Annotated in this window: 16 protein-coding genes; 10 read left to right on the top strand and 6 right to left on the bottom strand. The window is 68.5% G+C overall.

The features are described from left to right. Nucleotides 1–49: 49 nt before the first annotated feature. Both ABLE93_RS04850 and ABLE93_RS04845 read right to left on the bottom strand, forming a co-directional pair. Nucleotides 50–1,357, bottom strand: coding sequence for an ATP-dependent DNA helicase (locus ABLE93_RS04850; protein ID WP_348838283.1), 1,308 nt, complete (start codon nt 1,355–1,357; stop codon nt 50–52). Beyond that, nucleotides 1,354–2,355, bottom strand: a complete 1,002-nt coding sequence (locus tag ABLE93_RS04845) for an adenosine kinase (RefSeq protein WP_348838282.1) — start codon at nt 2,353–2,355, stop codon at nt 1,354–1,356. Before ABLE93_RS04845 ends, ABLE93_RS04850 begins: the two co-directional genes overlap by 4 nt. A 203-nt stretch (nt 2,356–2,558) precedes the next feature. Here ABLE93_RS04845 and ABLE93_RS04840 point away from each other — a divergent pair, with 203 nt between their 5' ends. The 5 genes from ABLE93_RS04840 to ABLE93_RS04820 all read left to right on the top strand — a co-directional run bounded on the left by ABLE93_RS04840 (nt 2,559) and on the right by ABLE93_RS04820 (nt 7,400). Then, entirely contained in the window at nt 2,559–3,665 is a 1,107-nt protein-coding gene (locus ABLE93_RS04840; protein ID WP_348838280.1) for a linear amide C-N hydrolase, read from the top strand. A 133-nt stretch (nt 3,666–3,798) separates the two neighbouring features. Further along, complete coding sequence (gene glmM, locus ABLE93_RS04835) at nt 3,799–5,142, top strand: phosphoglucosamine mutase (RefSeq protein WP_348838278.1); 1,344 nt, start codon at nt 3,799–3,801, stop codon at nt 5,140–5,142. 127 nt (nt 5,143–5,269) lie between these two features. After that, nucleotides 5,270–6,031, top strand: coding sequence for an outer membrane protein (locus ABLE93_RS04830; RefSeq protein WP_348838277.1), 762 nt, complete (start codon nt 5,270–5,272; stop codon nt 6,029–6,031). A gap of 45 nt (nt 6,032–6,076) precedes the next feature. Then, nucleotides 6,077–6,832: a rhomboid family intramembrane serine protease gene (locus tag ABLE93_RS04825; RefSeq protein ID WP_510182965.1), complete on the top strand. Its 756-nt coding sequence runs from the start codon at nt 6,077–6,079 to the stop codon at nt 6,830–6,832. 136 nt (nt 6,833–6,968) lie between these two features. Then, nucleotides 6,969–7,400, top strand: a complete 432-nt coding sequence (locus ABLE93_RS04820; RefSeq protein ID WP_348838273.1) for a CBS domain-containing protein — start codon at nt 6,969–6,971, stop codon at nt 7,398–7,400. An 891-nt stretch (nt 7,401–8,291) separates the two neighbouring features. Here the strand turns inward: ABLE93_RS04820 and ABLE93_RS04815 are convergent. Next, the gene (locus tag ABLE93_RS04815) at nt 8,292–8,930 is read right to left on the bottom strand and encodes a peroxiredoxin (protein ID WP_348838271.1); all 639 of its coding nucleotides are present in this window, start codon (nt 8,928–8,930) and stop codon (nt 8,292–8,294) included. Nucleotides 8,931–9,058: 128 nt separating this feature from the next. Next, on the bottom strand, nt 9,059–10,351 hold the full coding sequence (gene pncB, locus ABLE93_RS04810) for a nicotinate phosphoribosyltransferase (protein ID WP_348838270.1): 1,293 nt from the start codon (nt 10,349–10,351) through the stop codon (nt 9,059–9,061). A 533-nt stretch (nt 10,352–10,884) separates the two neighbouring features. Here pncB and gcl point away from each other — a divergent pair. The 5 genes from gcl to ABLE93_RS04785 all read left to right on the top strand — a co-directional run bounded on the left by gcl (nt 10,885) and on the right by ABLE93_RS04785 (nt 17,075). Continuing rightward, nucleotides 10,885–12,660 (top strand): glyoxylate carboligase, encoded by a 1,776-nt coding sequence (gene gcl, locus ABLE93_RS04805; protein ID WP_348838269.1) that lies wholly within the window; start codon nt 10,885–10,887, stop codon nt 12,658–12,660. A gap of 106 nt (nt 12,661–12,766) precedes the next feature. Beyond that, entirely contained in the window at nt 12,767–13,546 is a 780-nt protein-coding gene (gene hyi, locus ABLE93_RS04800) for a hydroxypyruvate isomerase (RefSeq protein ID WP_348838266.1), read from the top strand. A 49-nt stretch (nt 13,547–13,595) separates the two neighbouring features. Further along, nucleotides 13,596–14,483 (top strand): 2-hydroxy-3-oxopropionate reductase, encoded by an 888-nt coding sequence (locus ABLE93_RS04795; protein WP_348838265.1) that lies wholly within the window; start codon nt 13,596–13,598, stop codon nt 14,481–14,483. A 438-nt stretch (nt 14,484–14,921) separates the two neighbouring features. Then, nucleotides 14,922–16,439: a pyruvate kinase gene (gene pyk, locus ABLE93_RS04790; RefSeq protein ID WP_348838263.1), complete on the top strand. Its 1,518-nt coding sequence runs from the start codon at nt 14,922–14,924 to the stop codon at nt 16,437–16,439. Between the two features lie 171 nt (nt 16,440–16,610). After that, on the top strand, nt 16,611–17,075 hold the full coding sequence (locus ABLE93_RS04785; protein WP_348838262.1) for a CYTH domain-containing protein: 465 nt from the start codon (nt 16,611–16,613) through the stop codon (nt 17,073–17,075). Between the two features lie 6 nt (nt 17,076–17,081). Here the strand turns inward: ABLE93_RS04785 and ABLE93_RS04780 are convergent, their stop codons facing one another. After that, a complete protein-coding gene (locus ABLE93_RS04780; RefSeq protein WP_348838260.1) occupies nt 17,082–17,984 on the bottom strand; it encodes a uracil-DNA glycosylase in 903 nt (300 codons plus the stop codon). Nucleotides 17,985–18,058: 74 nt separating this feature from the next. Next, nucleotides 18,059–18,439, bottom strand: a complete 381-nt coding sequence (locus ABLE93_RS04775) for a nuclear transport factor 2 family protein (RefSeq protein ID WP_348838258.1) — start codon at nt 18,437–18,439, stop codon at nt 18,059–18,061. Nucleotides 18,440–18,663: the final 224 nt, after the last annotated feature.

Below are 18,663 nucleotides of genomic sequence, written 5' to 3'. Positions count from 1 at the left end.
GAGATTAACCGTCTTTGCGGCATTTTACGTTCCCAACAAGTCGCGCCCCTCACCCCTCAAACCGCTCCACAAACTCCGCCACCCGTCGATCCACCCGCACATCCCGCCCGGTGATCGCGCGCACCAGCGAAAGCCCCTCCAGCGTCCGGGCCCGGGACAAGGCCACATAGGCCTGGCCCGGCGCGAAGGCGCCGTCGGCGAAGTCGATGCGGACGTCGTCGAGGGTCAGGCCCTGGGCCTTGTGCATGGTCAGGGCCCAGGCGGGCGCGAGGGGGAGCTGGGTGTAGGTGCCCACCACCTGCGTGTCGATGCGCCCGCCCGGCTCGTCCCAGCCGTAGCGGATGCGCTCCCAGGTGAAGGCGTCGATCTCCACCGTGGGGCCGGCGTCGAGCTTCACCACGGCGGAATGGGCGCCGAGGTCCTTCACCGTCCCCACCGAGCCGTTGACCCAGCGCCGCGCCGGATCGTTGCGCAGGGCCATCACGCGGGCGCCGCGCTTCAGCACCAGCTTTTCGGCCACCGGCAGGCGGTCGCCCTCGAGCCCGAACTCGCCCTTCAGCAGCCCGCCGAACTCGCGCCCCTCGTCCGGCAGCGCGGCGAGGCCGCGGGCGTTGTAGGCGTCGGCGCGGGCGTTGGTGGGGGTGAGGAGCACCGGCTGCGCGCCGGCCCGGTGGGGGCGCACGCAGGCGGCGTTGAGCGCCTCCGCCGCCTCCCGCGCGCCGCGGCCCCGGCGCAAGGCGTCGAGCATGGCGATGAAGGCGCGGTCGGTCTGGCGGTGGACGTGGGTGAAGGGCACCGCGGTCACCTCCCGCCCGTCCAGCGCCTTGGCGTGGAAGGCGAATGGCCCCTGATAGCCCATGCGGCCGAGCATCTCCTGCTCGGCATAGGGCACCACCGGGGGCAGCTGGAGGAAATCGCCCACCAGCACCATCTGCACCCCGCCGAACGGCTCGGAATTGTCGCGGGCGATGCGCAGCGAGATGTCGATGGCGTCCAGCAGGTCGGCGCGCACCATGGAGATCTCGTCGATCACCACCCGGTCGAGCTTCTTCAGCAGCCGCCGCACCTGCACCCGCGGCTTCACCTCGTCGGGGTTCAGCAGCCGCGGCGGGATGCCGAAGAAGGAATGGATGGTCTGCCCGCCCACCTGCAGCGCCGCGACGCCGGTGGGGGCGAGGAACACCTGCCGCCCCCGCGGCGTCTTGCGCAATTCGTGCAGGAAGGTGGTCTTGCCGGTGCCTGCCCCGCCCAGCACCATCAGCAGCGGGGCCCGCGCGTCGATGGCGGCGAGCGCCCGCGCGCCCGCGTCGTCGGGCAGGTCGGTGGGCAGGTCGTCGGGCAGGCCGGCGTCGCTCACGAAATGAGGCCGGCCTCGCGCGCGAGGTCGATCAGCGGGCGCTGGGGCCGGGCGCCCATCTGGCCGATGATCTCGCCCGCCGCCAACGCACCGAGGCGCAGGCTGGTGGCCGGGTCGAGGCCGCGCGTGTAGCCGGTGAGGAAGCCGGCGGCGAAGAGGTCGCCCGCCCCGGTGGTGTCCACCACCGGCTCCACCGGCGCGGCCGGCACGCTCACCACCGCCCCGGCGGTGACGAAGGAGGCGCCCTTCTCCGAGCGGGTGACCACCGCCTCCTTGGCATCCTTGCGCAGGGCGACGAGGGCGGCGTCGAAATCGGCGGTCTCGTAGAGCGCCTTCAGCTCGCCCTCGTTGCAGAACACGAGGTCCACGGTGCCGGTGCGGATGAGGTCGAGGAACTCGGCGCGATAGCGATCGACGCAGAAGGTATCCGAGAGGGAGAGCGCCACCTTGCGCCCGGCGCCGTGGGCGATCTTCGCCGCCGCGAGGAAGGCCGCCTTGGCCTGCGGCGGATCCCACAGATAGCCTTCCAGATAGGTCACGGCCGCGCTCTCCACCATGGCGGCGTCGATGTCGCCGGCGGTGAGGTTCTGCGCCGCGCCGAGGAAGGTGTTCATGGTGCGCTCGCCGTCGGGCGTCACCAAGATGAGGCAGCGGGCGGTGGCCGGGCCGTCATCGGCGGCGGGGGTGGCATAGGCGACGCCGGCGGCGCGGATGTCGTGGCCGAACACCGTGCCGAGGACGTCCCCCTTCACCTTGCCGATGAAGCCGGCCTTGCCACCCAGCGAGGCGATGCCCGCCGCGGTGTTGGCGGCCGAGCCGCCCGAGGCCTCGGTGCCCGGGCCCATGGCGGCATAGACCTCTTCGGCCCGCGGCTCGTCGATGAGCGCCATGCCGCCCTTGGCCATGCCGTGCGCGCCGAGGAAATCCTCCTCGGCCCGGGAGAGGACATCGACGATGGCGTTGCCGATGGCGAGGACGTCGAGAGGGGTGGCGGTCACGGGGGCGCTCGCTGCAAGAATGGCGTTGCCCAGCGGTTACCATCGCCGTCGGGTCCGACGCAACGCGCGCCATTAACCTTTCCTTCATTCCCGCCTGCCGCGGGGAGACGGAAAGGTGCGACATCCAAGCGCGGGGTCTATACGTGAAAGGAGGGCGGAAGAGACGAACTCCCGGATTGGGGAGCAGATGGGAGGACATGCGCATGCGGAACCTGACACGCACGGCCACGGCCCTGGTCGCAGGGGCGGCCCTTCTCACCCAGAGCCTTGCTGCTTCCGCCTGCACCTCGCTGATCCTGAAGAGCGCCGACGGCGGCGTCGTCTACGGCCGCACCATGGAATTCAGCCTGCCCATGCGCTCGCAGGGCATGGTGATGCCGCGCGGCGTCGTTTTGGCCGGTACCGGCCCCTCGGGCGAGGCGGGCAAGGGGCTGAGCTGGACCGGCAAGTATGCCGCCGTCGGCCTGAACGCCCTCGGCCTCAAGATCTTCGTGGACGGCATGAACGAGAAGGGCCTCGTCGGCGGCCTGCTCTATCTGCCCAATGTCGCGCAGTTCCAGGAGGTCGGTCCGGCGGAGGCCAAGAACTCCATCGCCTCGTTCGAGCTTTTGACCTACGTGCTCACCTCGTTCGCCACCGTGGGCGAGGCGAAGGAGGGGCTGCCCAAGATCAAGGTGAGCCGCGCGCCCCAGACCGACTTCAAGGGCCCGGTGCCGGTGCACATGACGCTGCATGACGCCACCGGCGCCAGCCTGGTGGTGGAATATGTGGGCGGCGAACTGCAGATGCACGACAACCCCACCGGCGTGCTCACCAATGCCCCGACCTTCGACTGGCACATCGCCAACCTCGGCCAGTATGTGAGCCTTTCGGCGCTGGAGCCGCCGGCCATGAAGGTCGGCCCGCTTACCATCGCCGCGCCGTCCACCGGCGCGGGCCTGCACGGCCTGCCGGGCGACATGCTCTCCCCCTCGCGCTTCCTGCGGGCGTTCTTCTTCTCGCGCAACGCGCCGCAGCCGGCCACCCCGGAGGCGGGGCTCACCACCCTGCACCACCTGATGAGCTCGTTCGACATCGCGCCGGGCTCGGTGGTCACGAAGGCCGACTCCGCCGCCGGCGGCGGCGTGTCCGGCAACGAGACCACCGAATGGACGGTCTACGCCGACCTGAAGAACCTGCGTTACACCTTCACCACCTATGACAATCCCGACCTCCAGGCGATCGACATGGCGAAGGTGAAGCTGGACGGCAAGGAGCCGCGCATCTATCCGCTCGTCGCCAAGCCGGCCACGGTCTTGATCGGCGAATGATGGCAACGGCCGCCGGCGCGCGGCCGCCCCGGCTGGCCGCTCACGAGACGTGATGACCTGAGCGGCCAGTTGATGTTAAGCCAGCCGCAGAATCGGGGCGGTCCGGGATTCCGCTTCTCACGGAAGAGGGCACATGTCGCGCAGGTATTTTGGAACGGACGGGGTGCGCGGTCGCGCCAATGCTACGCTCACGGCCGATCTGGCGCTGCGGGTCGGAATGGCGGCCGGCCTCGTCTTCCGCCGCGGCGATTATCGCCACCGGGTGGTCATCGGCAAGGACACGCGCCTGTCCGGCTACATGATCGAGAACGCGCTGGTGGCGGGCTTCACCTCGGTGGGCATGGACGTGCTGCTGCTCGGCCCGATGCCGACGCCGGCGGTGGGCATGCTGACGCGCTCCATGCGCGCCGACCTCGGGGTGATGATCTCGGCCTCGCACAATCCCTTCGATGACAATGGCATCAAGCTGTTCGGCCCGGACGGCTTCAAGCTCTCCGACGAGGTGGAGCGCGAGATCGAGGAACTCATCGACGAGGACCTCGCCCGCCAGCTCGCCAAGCCCGCCGAGATCGGCCGCGCCCGGCGGCTGGAGGGCGTGCACGCCCGCTACATCGAATATGCCAAGCGCACCCTGCCGCGGAACCAGTCGTTCGAGGGCCTGCGGGTGGTGGTCGACTGCGCCCACGGCGCCGCCTATCGCGTCGCGCCGGAGGCCCTGTGGGAGCTGGGTGCCGAGGTGATCGCCATCGGCGTCGAGCCGGACGGCATGAACATCAACCGCGACGTGGGATCCACCTCGCCGGCGGCGTTGTCCGCCAAGGTGCGCGAAGTGCGGGCCGACATCGGCATCGCGCTGGATGGCGACGCCGACCGGGTGATGATCGTCGACGAGAAGGGCCACACGGTGGACGGCGACCAGCTCATGGCGGTGATCGCCGAGAGCTTCAAGGAGGACGGCCGCCTCGCCCGCGACGGCGTGGTGGCGACCGTCATGTCCAACCTCGGGCTGGAGCGGCACCTGGCCGGCGAGGGCATCACGCTGGCGCGCACCGGGGTGGGTGACCGCTACGTGCTGGAGCGCATGCGGGCCGACGGCTACAACGTGGGCGGGGAGCAGTCCGGCCACATCATCCTGTCGGATTATTCCACCACCGGCGACGGCCTCGTCGCGGCGCTCCAGGTGCTGGCGGTGGTGGCGCGGCAGGGCAAGCCGGTGTCGGAGGTGTGCCACCGCTTCGATCCGTTGCCGCAGATCCTCAAGAACGTGCGCTATCGCGACGGGATGCCGCTCGAGAACGAGAAGGTGAAGCTCGCCATCGCCGATGCCGAGCGCCGCCTCTCCAACCACGGCCGCCTGCTCATCCGCCCCTCCGGCACCGAGCCGGTCATCCGCGTCATGGGCGAGGGCGACGACCGCGAGCTCGTCGAGACCGTGGTGGACGGGGTGATCGACGCGCTCGAGCGCGCCGCAGCCTGAGCCTTTCCGCGGCCGCTGCCGGGTGCGGCGGCCGCGGGGTTAAGGGTTCGTCAGGGTTAATCCGGCCTTAAATCTTGCCGTGCCACGGTCCCCTCCACGGGTGGTTTCCCTGGACAGGACGTGACGAATGGTCGGGTTTGACGGAGCGGGGCGGGTGCGCCCGGACGGCGGCGCAGCCGCGCCGCGCGTGCGCAAGGCGGGTGCCCGCGCCGCGTGTCTGGCGGCAGCCATGCTGATCTTCGGGGCCGTGAACGGGCCGGCGCGCGCCGCCGATCCCGAGGTGGACGCCATGATGGCGAAGCTCGGCCGGCCGGGCGACTTTTCCCTCTCGCCGCCCGAAGTGTCCGATGAGGCCGCCTCCGGCTGGTACGCGCGCCTTGATGCCGGCTATGTGGCCGGCGCCGGATCCGCCCTCTCCTATGCCGGACTGCCCACCGGCCTCGACCTCTCCGGCTCGGGCTGGTCGCTCGGCGGCGGGCTCGGCTATCGCTTCACATCCTTCCTGCGCGGCGAGGTGGGGCTCGACTATCTCGACCTCGGCAGCGCGAGTGTCGGACCCGCCCGGTTCGGAGCCGATGCCACGGTGGCGCTGGCGAGCCTCTATTGGGATGTGGTGACCCTGGCCGGCTTCACCCCGTATCTCAGCGTCGGCGCGGGCTTTGCCATCGACGCCCTGCATGCGCCTGCGGCGCTCCAGCCGGCCGGCAATGACTGGCGGTTCGCCTGGTCAGCCGGGGCGGGCGTGTCCTTCGCCTTCAGCTCCAGCCTGAGCCTCGATCTTGGCTACCGCTATCTGGATCTCGGCAGCCCCGCCCATGCCGGCGGGCTCTCGGCGGACGGCCTTGCCGCCCATCAGCTGCGCTTCGGCGTGCGCGTCGCCCTCCAATAGGGCGCGCCGCGCTTTTCCCTTGCCGGGGCGCAGCGCGCCACCTATGTGCAGGACGTGTCCGACCGCCCTGCCTTTCCCGGCGTGCCGCACCGGCAGCCTGTCTTCAACGTGCCCGGCGCCGTCGCGGTCATCGCGCTCGGGCTGGTCATGATCCACGCCGCGCGCGTGCTGCTGCTGTCCGAGGACGGGGACATCGAGGTCCTCACCTATTTCGCCTTCATCCCCGCCCGCTACACTTTGCCCGACAGCATGTTCTATCTGCCGGGCGGGCTCGGACCGAAGCTGTGGACCGTGGTGAGCTATGCGCTGCTCCACGCCAACTGGATGCATCTCATCGTCAATCTCGTCTGGCTGCTGGCCTTCGGCACGCCGGTGGCGCGCCGCTTCGGCAGCTTGCGCTTCGCCCTGTTCTGCGCCGTCACGGCGGCGGCGGGGGCCGGGGCGCACTATCTCGCCTATCCCGACGCGCTTGCGCCGCTGATCGGGGCCTCGGCGGCGGTGTCCGGAACGATGGCGGCGGCGGTGCGCTTCGCCTTTGCGCCCGGCGGCGCCCTGTCGTCGCGGCGCAGCCTGTTCGCCGATCACCAGCCGGCCGGCTCCCTCATCGAGAATTTTCGCGACGGGCGGGTGCTGGTGTTCGTGGGCGCCTGGTTCGCCCTCAACCTGCTCTTCGCCTTCGGCATGTCCATGCCCGGCGTCGAGGATGCGTCCATCGCCTGGCAGGCCCATGTGGGTGGCTTCCTCGCCGGGCTGCTGCTGTTCGCGCTGTTCGATCCGGTGCCGCGCCGCCGGGTGGCGTGAGCCTGAGCCTTTCCTAAGGTCCTGCGCTCTTGCGCCGCACCGCGATGCGAGGGATCATCCCAGTCCAGAACCATGCCAGAGAAGCCGGCCTTCGGCGGAGCCGGCCCCTCGTGCTGAGATCAGGGAGCCAGCATCCATGACCGTGAGCGTCATCCTGAGCCGTAAGAGCAACGACATCATCACCCTGTCGCCAGACGCCACCCTGGCCGATGCCGTCGCGAGCCTCGCGCGCAACCGCATCGGCGCCATCGTGATCGTCGACGCGGCCATGGCGGTGGAAGGCATCATCTCCGAGCGCGACGTGGTCCGGCTCATCGGCGAGCGGGGCGTCGAGGTGCTCTCCGAGCCGCTGGCGGGCCTGATGACACGCGCCGTCGTCACCTGCACGCCGGACGAGACCGTGCCGGTCATCATGGAGCGCATGACGCGCGGCCGCTTCCGCCATGTGCCGGTGGTCTCCGGCGACAAGCTGGTGGCCATCATCTCCATCGGTGACGTGGTGAAGTTCCGGGTCGAGGAGATGGAGCGCGAGAGCGCCCAGCTGCGCGACTACATCATGTCGGCGTGAGGGCGCGGCAGAACGCAGATCTTGGCGCGGAGGCCTCTCCGCGTCCGTTCCCCGACGCGTGACGCGTGCGCGGGGTCAGCGCGCGGGACCGGCCAAGGCGGATGTTGATCCTGCCGCCCTCGGCTTTTGACCGCCGCGCGGGACTTTTGCGCTGGGCCCCGGATCAGCGCTCCGGCATGCGCCGTCGCTTGTCCGGGGAGCGGCGACGGAAGAGCCGGCGGCGAGCGCATCCCACACCCACACCCCACACCACCGTCATGCTTCGGCTTGACCGGAGCATCCATGGTCCCGCCGGGAGCCGGCGCCTGGTGGCGGCATGGGCCCTCCGGTCAAGCCGGAGGGCGACGGGGAAGAGGACGACGACGGGGAAATTGCACCTCCCCAGCCAACACCCAAGCCGCCACCCGACACCCCACACCACCGTCATGCTCCGGCTTGACCGGAGCATCCATGGTTCCGCCGGGAGCCGGTGACCGGTGGTGGCATGGGCCCTCCGGTCAAGCCGGAGGGCGACGGGGGAAGAGGACGACGACGGGGAAATTGCACCTCCGCAGCCAACACCCAAGCCGCCACCCTACAGACCCCACGCCACCGTCATGCTCCGGCTTGACCGGAGCATCCATGGTTCCGCCGGGAGGGGGTGACCGGTGGTGGCATGGGCCCTCCGGTCAAGCCGGAGGGCGACGGGGGAAGAGGACGACGACGGGGAAATTGCACCTCCCCAGCCAACACCCAAGCCGCCACCCCACACCCCACACCACCGTCATGCTCCGGCCTAACCGCAGCATCCATGGTTCCGCCGGGAGCCGGTGACCGGTGGCGGCATGGGCCCTCCGGTCAAGCCGGAGGGCGACGGGGAAGAGGACGACGACGGGGAACCCGACCTGAGCGTCACGCGCCAGGCTGGCGAACCACGCGCAGATAGGGCTTCACGGTGGTCCACCCGTCCGGGAACTTCTCCTTGGCGGCGTCGTCGGAGAGCGAGGGGACGATGATGACGTCCTCGCCGTTCTTCCAGTCCACCGGGGTCGCCACGGAGTGCTTGGCGGTGAGCTGGAGGCTGTCCACCACCCGCAGGATCTCCGCGAAGTTGCGGCCCGTTGAGGCCGGGTAGGTCAGCGACAGCTTCAGCTTCTTGTCCGGGCCGATGATGAACACCGAGCGCACGGTGAGGGTGTCGTTGGCGTTGGGATGGATGAGGTCGTAGAGGTCCGAGACCTTGCGGTCGGAATCGGCGATCAGCGGGAAGTTCAGGGTGGCGCCGGTGGCGTCCTTGATGTCGCCGACCCAGGCCGGATGATTGTCGATGGCGTCCACCGAGAGGCCGAGCAGCTTCACGCCGCGCTTGTCGAACTCACCCTTCAGATGGGACGCCTGGCCGAGCTCGGTGGTGCAGACCGGGGTGAAGTTCTTCGGGTGGGAGAACAGGATGCCCCAGCTGTCGCCGAGCCATTCGTGGAACTTGATCGGGCCTTCGGTGGTCACGGCCTCGAAATCCGGCACCACATCGCCCAGTCGCAGCGTCGCCATGATCGTCTCCAAATTCACATAATAAAAGCGTTTATACTGGCATTATAACACATCGTCCGTGGGCTTAAAGCCGAATCACGCCCGTCCCAGCCCTCCGGGCCTCGGTCGAAGCCGGCCCGGAGCGTCCCTCAGACCACGGCGCGGCGCGCGACCTGCGTGCCCACCTCGAACACCCGCTTGTAGCGCTCCAGCTCCGCTGCCGAGCCCATGGCCTTGGTGGGGTTATCGGAGAGCTTCACTGCCGGGCGGCCGTTGGCCGAGATCACCTTGCAGACGATGGAGATGGGATCGAGCGCGCCATTGGGCGCGAGGCCGCGGAAGTCGTTGGTGAGCAGCGTGCCCCAGCCGAAGCCGAGGCGGATGCGACCCTTGAAGGCGTCGTGGATGCGCGCCACCTCGTCCACGTCCAGCCCATCCGAGAAGATGGCGAGCTTGTCCTTCGGGTCCTGGCCGCGGCTGCGCCACCAGGCGATGGCTTCCTCGCCGCCCTCCATGGGGTCCTTGCTGTCGATGCGGATGCCGGTCCAGTGGGTGACCCAGTCCGGGGCGCGCTCCAGGAAGCCCGTCGTGCCGTAGGTGTCGGGCAGGATCACCCGCAGATTGCCGTCATAGTCGTCCTGCCAGTCGGCCAGCACCTGGTAGGGCGCCCAGCGCAATTCGTCCTCGTTGCGGGCGAGGGCGGCATAGACCATGGGAAGTTCGTGGGCATTGGTGCCGGTGGCCTCCACCTCGCGGCGGAGCGCGATGAGGCAGTTGGAGGTGCCGAGGAAACCCTCGCCCAGACCCTCCATCAGCGCCTGCACGCACCAGTCCTGCCACAGGTAGCCGTGGCGGCGGCGGGTGCCGAAATCGGCGATGTTGATGGGAGCGAGAGTCTTGAGGAACTCGACCTTCTCCCACACCCGCGCCATGGCCCTTGCATAGAGGATCTGCAGCTCGAACTTGCCCATGTCCTTCAGCACGGCGCGCGAGCGCAGTTCGTTGATGATGGCGAGGGCGGGGATCTCCCACATGGTGGTTTCCACCCACGGCCCCTCGAACGTCAGCTCGTATTGCCCGTCCCACTTCTCGAGGTGATAGGCGGGGAAGCGGAAGCCCTCGAGCCAGGCCACATAGTCCGGCGAGAACATCTGCCGCTTGCCGTAGAACATGTTGCCGCGCAGCCAGGTGCTCTCGCCCCGGGTCAGCGTGAGGGAGCGCACATGGTCCAGCTGCTCGCGCAGGGCGCCGATGTCGATGATGTCGGCGAGCCGCACGGACGTGGTGCGGTTATGAATGCCGAACGTGACGCGCGTCGCCCGGTGCCGATTGAAGATCGTCTGGCCCATCAGCAACTTGTAGAAGTCCGTATCCAGCACGGACCGCACGATGGGGTCGATCTTCCAGGTGTGGTTATAGACGCGCGTGGCGATGTCGGTCATTGGCGACCCCGGGGGCAGTTAAGCACCTATAGCATCGTCGATGGGGAATGCGAGGCATGCGGCCCTGCGGCTCGGCAGGCCGGCACAGGGACGCTGAACGGCCTCTCAGAAGGCAGAGATCACAGGGCGGGCGAGGAACTTGCGCCGGGTCGCATGTCGGGCTCAGCACCGCATGGCTGCGCCGGGGCGCAACCTTGCCCGGATGACATCCCGCGGCGGGAACGCGCGCGCGGGAGACCGCGCGCCCCGCCCCGCAATTGTTGCCGAAAGCTAGAATATTTCGTCATTCGCGAGATTTACCCGCATGAGCCGAAATCGGGCTCTGGAGCCGGCTTTTGCGGCGCACAGGGCGCCTCGCAGGTGCAATATCGCGCCTCGCGCGCGCTGGGGATGAATTCAGGCCTGCGAGCGATTATTTCCCGGAGGGCAGCAATGTCATGCCGTTTCTTCCCATAGCTGCGCAGACGGCGAAGGCGTATCCCAGACGAAAGTCCAATAGGACCCAGGCAACAAAGCCCAAAGGGAGAGATGCCATGGCCCGCATGCGCGCCGTCGACGCCGCCGTCCGTGTTCTCGAGAAGGAAGGCATCAGCTGCGCCTTCGGCGTGCCGGGAGCGGCCATCAACCCGCTCTATTCGGCCATGAAGGCGCAGGGCTCCATCCGCCACGTGCTGGCGCGCCACGTGGAGGGCGCCTCCCACATGGCCGAGGGCTACACCCGCGCGGTGGCCGGCAACATCGGCGTGTGCATCGGCACCTCCGGCCCCGCGGGGACGGACATGATCACCGGCCTTTATTCGGCCTCGGCGGATTCCATCCCGATCCTGTGCATCACCGGCCAGGCGCCCCGCGCCCGCCTCTACAAGGAAGACTTCCAGGCGGTGGACATCGAATCCATCGCCAAGCCCGTCACCAAGTGGGCGGTGACCGTGCGCGAGCCGGCGCTGGTGCCCATGGTGTTCCAGCAGGCGTTCCACGTCATGCGCTCGGGCCGTCCCGGCCCCGTGCTCATCGACCTGCCGCTGGATGTGCAGCTCGCCGAGATCGAGTTCGACGAGGACACCTACGCGCCGCTGCCGGTCTACAAGCCGGCGGCGACCCGGGCGCAGATCGACAAGGCCATGGGGATGATCCTCGGCGCCGATCGGCCGCTGATCGTCGCCGGCGGCGGCATCATCAATGCCGATGCCTCGGACCTGCTGGTGGAGTTCGCCGAGCTCACCGGCATCCCGGTCATTCCCACCCTCATGGGCTGGGGCACCATCCCCGACGACCATCCGCTGATGGCCGGCATGTGCGGCCTGCAGACGTCGCACCGCTACGGCAATGCCAACATGCTGGCCTCCGACTTCGTGGTCGGCATCGGCAACCGCTGGGCCAACCGCCACACCGGCTCGGTGGAGGTCTATACCCAGGGCCGCAAGTTCATCCATGTGGACATCGAGCCCACCCAGATCGGCCGCGTGTTCGGGCCCGATTTCGGCATCGTCTCCGACGCCAAGGCGGCGCTCGAACTGTTCGTCGTGGCTGCCCGCGAGCTGAAGGCGGCCGGCAAGCTGCCCGACTGGTCGGCCTGGGCCGACGAATGCCTCTCCCGCAAGCAGACCATGCTGCGCAAGTCGCATTTCGACGTGGTGCCGCTGAAGCCGCAGCGGGTCTATGAGGAGATGAACGAGGCGCTGGGCCGCGACGTCACCTACGTCTCCACCATTGGCCTGTCGCAGATCGCCGGCGCGCAGTTCCTGCACGTCTACAATCCCCGCCACTGGATCAATTGCGGCCAGGCCGGCCCGCTGGGCTGGACCCTGCCGGCGGCCCTCGGCGTGCGCGCCGCGCGGCCCGACGCGAAGATCGTCGCGCTCTCGGGCGACTACGACTTCCAGTTCCTCATCGAGGAGCTGGCGGTGGGCGCCCAGCACAAGCTGCCCTACCTGCACGTGGTGGTGAACAACTCCTACCTCGGTCTGATCCGCCAGGCGCAGCGCGGCTTCAACATGGACTTCGAGGTCAGCCTCTCCTTCGACAACATCAATTCGGAAGAGATCGGCGCCTATGGCGTGGACCATGTGGCGGTGGCCGAGGGCCTCGGCTGCAAGGCCATCCGCGTGCGCACGCCCAACGAGTTCAAGGAAGCTTTCGCCAACGCCCAGAAGCTCATGGAGGAGCATCAGGTGCCGGTGGTGCTGGAGTTCATCCTGGAGCGCGTCACCAACATCGCCATGGGGATGGAGATCAACGCCATCAACGAGTTCGAGGAAGTCCTCGACGTCCCCCTCGGCGAGGCGCGGGCGCTGGAGCCGGCCGAGTAATCGGCTCCGGCGCCGATCCTTCATATCGATTTAAAAAAGCCTGGATGCCCCGGCCCGGCCGGGGCATGACAGTGCGCCCACAACGGCTCAGCCCGCGGAGAGACGCATGCCCAAGTTTGCCGCCAATCTCACCATGCTGTGGAACGAGATTGATTTCCTCGACCGCTTCGAGAAGGCCGCCAATGCCGGCTTCAAGGGCGTCGAATATCTGTTTCCCTACGCCTATGAGAAGGACGCGCTCGCCGACAGGCTGGCGAAGCACGGCCTCACCCAAGCGCTGCACAACCTGCCGGCCGGCGACTGGGCGGCGGGCGAGCGCGGCATCGCCTGCATCCCCGGGCGCGAGGGCGAATTCCAGGACAGCGTGGGCAAGGGCATCGAGTATGCGAAGGCCCTGAACACCAAGGCCATCAACTGCCTCGCCGGCCTGACCCCGAAGGACGTGCCGGCCGAGAAGGTGCACGAGACCCTCATCGCCAATCTGAAGTTCGCCGCGGCGGAGCTGAAGAAGGCGGGTATTCCGTTTGTCGTCGAGGCCATCAACACCCGCGATATCCCCGGCTTCCACCTCACCAACACCAAGCAGACGCTGAAGGTGATGGATGAAGTCGGCGCGGACGACATCTTCTTCCAGTACGACATCTACCACATGCAGATCATGGAAGGGGACCTGACCCCGACCATCCGAGCCAACATCGCCCGCATCAAGCACATCCAGCTGGCGGACAATCCCGGCCGCGGCGAGCCGGGCACGGGCGAGATCAACTATCCCTTCCTGTTCAAGGCCATAGACGACACCGGCTACGACGGCTGGATCGGCTGCGAATACAAGCCGAAGACCACCACCGACGAAGGCATCGGCTGGTTCGCCCCCTACAAGGGCTGAGCCCCGCCCCCTTCTTCCGGACAACAAGCACTCTTCAGGAGAAACGCACATGAACGTGGGATTCATCGGCCTCGGGATCATGGGCAACCCCATGGCCGGCCACCTCCTTGCGGCCGGCCACTCGCTTCACGCCTTCTCGCGCAGCGGCGTGCCGCAGGCGCTGACGGATGCGGGAGCGATCGCCTGCGCGGGGCCGGCCGAGGTGGCGCGGGCCGCCGACGTCATCATAACCATGGTGCCCGACACCCCGGACGTCGAGAAGGTGCTGTTCGGCGCGGGCGGCGTCGCGGAAGGCCTCACCGCCGGCAAGGTGGTGGTGGACATGAGCTCCATCTCCCCCGTCGCGACCAAGGACTTCGCCGAACGCATCGCCGCCACCGGCGCGGCCTATCTCGATGCCCCCGTCTCCGGCGGAGAGGTGGGCGCCAAGGCCGCCTCTCTGACCATCATGGTGGGCGGGGACGAGGCCACGTTCGAGAAGGTCCGGCCCCTGTTCGAGAAGATGGGCAAGAACATCACGCTGGTGGGCGGCGTCGGTGCCGGCCAGACGGCGAAGGTCGCGAACCAGATCATCGTCGCCCTCACCATCGAGGCGGTGGCCGAAGGCCTTCTGTTCGCCTCGAAGGCGGGCGCCGACCCGGCCAAGGTCCGCCAGGCGCTCATGGGCGGCCTTGCCACCTCGCGCATCCTCGAAGTGCACGGCGAGCGGATGATCAAGCGCACCTTCGATCCGGGCTTCCGCATCGAGCTGCACCAGAAGGACCTGAACCTCGCGCTGCAGAGCGCCAAGGCCCTCGGCGTCAGCCTGCCCAACACCGCCACCACCCAGGAGCTGTTCAACGCCTGCGCCGCCCATGGCGGGTCCAAGTGGGACCATTCCGGCATGGTCAAGGCCCTGGAGCTGATGGCCAACCACACGGTGGCGCCCGACGCGTGAGGTGCGGGTGCCCGCGTTTCTCGGGGCATCGCCGCGTCATGCGGGGATAGCGATCAATCATCCCCCGGCTTGACCGGGGGATTATTCCGGCGCCCATCCGGCGCTCGGTATGGCAGGTCCGTCGCCATGCGCGGATGGGTCAATTCGCCCGCACGAGGCGGACGGTTACGGCAGCGCAAAAGGGGCGCGGTGCACGGAGCTGACTTGCACCGCCGCCAAAGCTGAACGGGCCCGCGGACCCTTTCGCAAGAGAGGCTTGACCGGGGTTTTGAAGGCGCTTGCGCCGCCCCGCGCACCGGCGCCAAAGGCCGCCATGGTGTCCCTGCAACGTCAGCCTAGCTGTCGTTTATGCGACTTTATGCGTACATCAAAGGCGCGCATGATGCCGCCTAGAAGGTGCTGAACCGAGCGCGAACGCGCCGAGCCGGAGGACGACCCATGCCCAGCAAGCACCACCACACGCTCAAGCGCGAGCGCCTGACCAAGATTGTCGCCACCGTCGGGCCAGCCTCCAACAGCGAGGAGAAGCTGAAGGCGCTGTTCCTCGCCGGCGTCGACGTGTTCCGCCTCAACTTCAGCCACGGCACCCAGGCCGACCACGGCGAGGTGCTCGCCCGCATTCGCCGGCTGGAGAAGGAGATGAACCGCCCCATCGGCGTCATCGCCGACATGCAGGGCCCCAAGCTGCGCATCGGCCGCTTCAAGGATGGCTCCATCGCCCTCAAGGCCGGCGACGTGCTGCATTTCGATGCCGACGTGGAGCGTCTTGGCGACGAGACCCGCGTTCCCATCCCCCATCCCGACATCCTCGAGGCACTGACCGTCGGGTCCACCGTGCTCTGCGACGACGGCAAGGTGCGCCTCAAGGTCGTCAAGAAGGGCAAGGGCTTCCTGGAGGCCCAGGTGGTGGCGGGCACCAAGCTCTCCAACAACAAGGGCTTCAACATCCCCGACGTGGTGCTGCCGCTGTCACCCCTCACCGCCAAGGACCGCCTCGACCTGGAATTCGCCTGCGAGGCCGGCGTCGAATGGATCGCCCTGTCCTTCGTGCAGCGGCCGGAGGACATCCATGAGGCGCGCGGCCTCGTGAAGGATCGTGCCGCGATCATGCTGAAGATGGAGAAGCCGGCGGCGGTGGAGCACCTCACCGAGCTGGTGGAGCTCTCCGACGCCATCATGGTGGCGCGCGGCGACCTCGGCGTGGAGATCTCGCTGGCCGAGGTGCCGGCGCTGCAGAAGCGGATGATCGCCGAATCGCGCAAGTACGGCCGCCCGGTGATCGTGGCGACGCAGATGCTCGAATCGATGATCACCGCCCCGGTGCCCACCCGCGCCGAGGTGTCGGACGTGGCCACCGCGGTCTATGAGGGCGCCGACTGCGTGATGCTCTCCGCCGAGACCGCCGCCGGCCAGTTCCCGGTGGAGGCGGTGACCTTCATGGACGACATCATCCGCCATGTGGAGCGCGATCCCGGCTACCGGCAGGTGCTGGATGCGACCCAGGCCCAATGGGGCAAGACCATCGGCGACGCCGTCACCAAGGCGACCTATCAGGCCGCCATCGCGGTGGACGCCTCCGCCCTCGTCGCCTTCACCCTGTCGGGCACCACGGGCCTGCGCGCCGCGCGCGAGCGCCCCGCCATCCCGATCCTCGGCCTCACCCCGAAGATGGAGACCGCGCGCCGCCTCGCGCTCTCCTACGGTGTCCATGCCGTCCACATGAAGGAGGACATCCACTCCTTCGGCGACATGGTGGACACGGCGGTGCGCACGGCGGTGGAGCACGACCTCGGCAAGCCGGGGGATCGCCTCGCCATCACGGCCGGCGTGCCCTTCGCCAAGCCCGGCACCACCAACATCATGCGCATCACCACCATCGGGGCCACCAACCCGCCGTCCCGGGACGATGTGGACACCCACGCGGCAAAGATGCCGAAGGCCAAGGTGCACGCATGACGCGCTGACGCTGCCGGCGGGGGCTGCCTTCCCCATGCAGCCTCTTGCCGCATGGGGACGATGAAATCGTTTTCCCCACGAAAATAAGGCATTGGTGCGCTGCAGCGGGGTGGACGTGGTCTGCATTGGCCGGAATAAGCTGGAGGTACTACACAGCAAGCCGGCCAGGTGATGCCAGTTGAGATTGAGCGAAAGTTTCTCGTGACCTCTGACGGATGGCGCTCGGGTGCCCGCGCGACCTCGATCCGGCAGGGATATCTGTCCAACGGGAGCGGCGCGACCGTGCGCATCCGCGTGGCCCAGGGCGACGCCTTCATCACGGTCAAGGGCCGAACCGAGGGCATCGCCCGCGCGGAATTCGAATACGCCATTCCCCTCTCCGACGCCGAGGCCATGCTCGACACCCTCTGCGCCCGGCCGCTCATCGAGAAGACCCGCTATGCCGTGGAGCATCGGGGACGGCTGTGGACCGTCGATGTCTTCGAGGGCGAGAACGACGGGCTGGTGGTGGCCGAAGTGGAATTGAGCGGCGCCGATGAGGTGATCGAACTGCCCGAATGGGCGGGCGAGGAGGTCACCGACGATCCGCGCTACCGCAACTCCGCCCTCGTGCACGCGCCGCTCGGCGGCGACTGACGCGCCTCATTCCGCCTTCAGCGCGGCCTCAACCGCCAGCATGTCGCGCCAGGCGAACCGCTTGCCGAGGGGCGTGCGCAACAGATAGGCCGGATGGAAGGTGGCGATGGCGCGGATGGTGCGCGTCCCGGTGTCGTAGTTCATGAACCGGCCGCGCAGCTTGGTGATTCCCTCGGTGGTGGCCAGCAGCGCCTGGGCCGACGGGCCGCCGAGGCAGACCAGGATGTCCGGGTTCGCCAGCTCGATCTGGCGCGCGATGAAGGGCAGGCAGATCGCCGTCTCCTGCGGCGTCGGGGTGCGGTTGCCCGGCGGCCGCCAGGGAATGACATTGGCGATATAGGCGCTGGTGCGATCGAGCCCGATGGCACCGAGCATCAGGTCGAGGAGCTTGCCCGAGCGTCCCACGAAGGGCAGGCCCTGCTGGTCCTCGTCCCGCCCCGGTGCCTCACCTACGAACATGACGCGGGCCTGCGGATTGCCGTCGGCGAAGACGAGGCGGCTCGCCGTGCGCTTGAGGGCGCAGCCGTCGAAACCATCGAGGATGGCGCGCAGCGCTTCGAGGCTGGCGGCCCCCCGCGCCGCCTCGCGCGCCGCCATCACCGCCGCATCGGGCGGCTGGGTGACGAGCACCGCCGGGCCGCCCGCCGCAGCCGGCGGCGCGGAACGGGCAGGGGGGGCGGCCCCCCGCGGCGCCGGGCCCGGTCCCGATCGGGACAGCGGGGCCTCGGCCGGCGGGGCGAGCGCGGCGGAAGCGGGCGTGCTCAGGGCCGTGGTGGCGCGGGCGCGCGCGGGCTCCGCGGCGCTCTCCGCGAAGCGGTCCACCGCCGTCTCGCCGATGGCCACATCCACCCCGGCCTCCCAATGGAAGGCGAGAATGTCGGCGAGATCATCGGCGGTAAGGTCGGTCATGCCGGCATTCTAGAGCGGAAGGGCCCCGGGCGGCACCCGTACGCACCCACCAAGAGAGGGAGCGCCATGGGCGGCTATGCGGGATGCTGCTTGTAGTCAAAATCGGTGGACGACAGCAGCCAGAACGCGCTGATGAGCCCGTCCCTGAGATGATAGAAATAGATCACCTCCACGTGGAAGGACTCGGCCGTGGCGAGCAGTGTGCAGGAATACAGAAAGCGGATGGCGAACTTGTCCTCATCGGCCACGATGTCCTGGATATCGTAGACGGGATCGCCGAAGTTCTGAACGTCCCATTGCAGCCGGTTGGCGATGTCCTCCAGCGCCAGGGTCTGCGCGCGGTGGTGTCCCACCACGTCGGGATGGTAGAAGCGCGCCAGCGCGGTGTGGTCGAAGGGCCGCCAGACCTCATCCATGAGTCGGACGGCAAAGCTGCGGACATCCTCTGGGCTCACGCGCGACCTCCGTCGATGACGGGGAAGGTTAGGCGCAACCCGCCGCGCCGGTAAGGGGGGCGGCGGCCCCCGGATCGCGCCTTCCGGCCGGCCCCGCGTCGCCGGCACGGTCCGGGTCGCGGGTATAACCCGATCGTTCGGCACTATAGGGAAAGATGTTACCCTAAGCGGGAGCAGGCGGTTGTCTTTGCGGCCCAGCCGTGGAAATAGTCCAATCAACAGGG

The sequence above is a fragment of the Xanthobacter pollutisoli genome, from assembly GCF_040044995.1.
Taxonomy (GTDB): Bacteria; Pseudomonadota; Alphaproteobacteria; order Rhizobiales; family Xanthobacteraceae; genus Xanthobacter.
The sequence above is the reverse complement of the archived record's forward strand: the minus strand, read 5'-3'. Positions and strand labels throughout refer to the sequence as shown.

Excerpts from the sequence above, each read along its gene's own strand:
- hyi (WP_348838266.1), top strand. The coding sequence starts at position 12,767 with ATGCCCAAGTTTGCCGCCAATCTCACCATGCTGTGGAACGAGATTGAT.
- ABLE93_RS04820 (WP_348838273.1), top strand. The coding sequence starts at position 6,969 with ATGACCGTGAGCGTCATCCTGAGCCGTAAGAGCAACGACATCATCACC.
- ABLE93_RS04795 (WP_348838265.1), top strand. The coding sequence starts at position 13,596 with ATGAACGTGGGATTCATCGGCCTCGGGATCATGGGCAACCCCATGGCC.
- ABLE93_RS04840 (WP_348838280.1), top strand. The coding sequence starts at position 2,559 with ATGCGGAACCTGACACGCACGGCCACGGCCCTGGTCGCAGGGGCGGCC.
- pyk (WP_348838263.1), top strand. The coding sequence starts at position 14,922 with ATGCCCAGCAAGCACCACCACACGCTCAAGCGCGAGCGCCTGACCAAG.
- ABLE93_RS04830 (WP_348838277.1), top strand. The coding sequence starts at position 5,270 with ATGGTCGGGTTTGACGGAGCGGGGCGGGTGCGCCCGGACGGCGGCGCA.
- ABLE93_RS04785 (WP_348838262.1), top strand. The coding sequence starts at position 16,611 with ATGCCAGTTGAGATTGAGCGAAAGTTTCTCGTGACCTCTGACGGATGG.
- ABLE93_RS04780 (WP_348838260.1), bottom strand. The coding sequence starts at position 17,984 with ATGACCGACCTTACCGCCGATGATCTCGCCGACATTCTCGCCTTCCAT.
- gcl (WP_348838269.1), top strand. The coding sequence starts at position 10,885 with ATGGCCCGCATGCGCGCCGTCGACGCCGCCGTCCGTGTTCTCGAGAAG.
- pncB (WP_348838270.1), bottom strand. The coding sequence starts at position 10,351 with ATGACCGACATCGCCACGCGCGTCTATAACCACACCTGGAAGATCGAC.
- glmM (WP_348838278.1), top strand. The coding sequence starts at position 3,799 with ATGTCGCGCAGGTATTTTGGAACGGACGGGGTGCGCGGTCGCGCCAAT.
- ABLE93_RS04815 (WP_348838271.1), bottom strand. The coding sequence starts at position 8,930 with ATGGCGACGCTGCGACTGGGCGATGTGGTGCCGGATTTCGAGGCCGTG.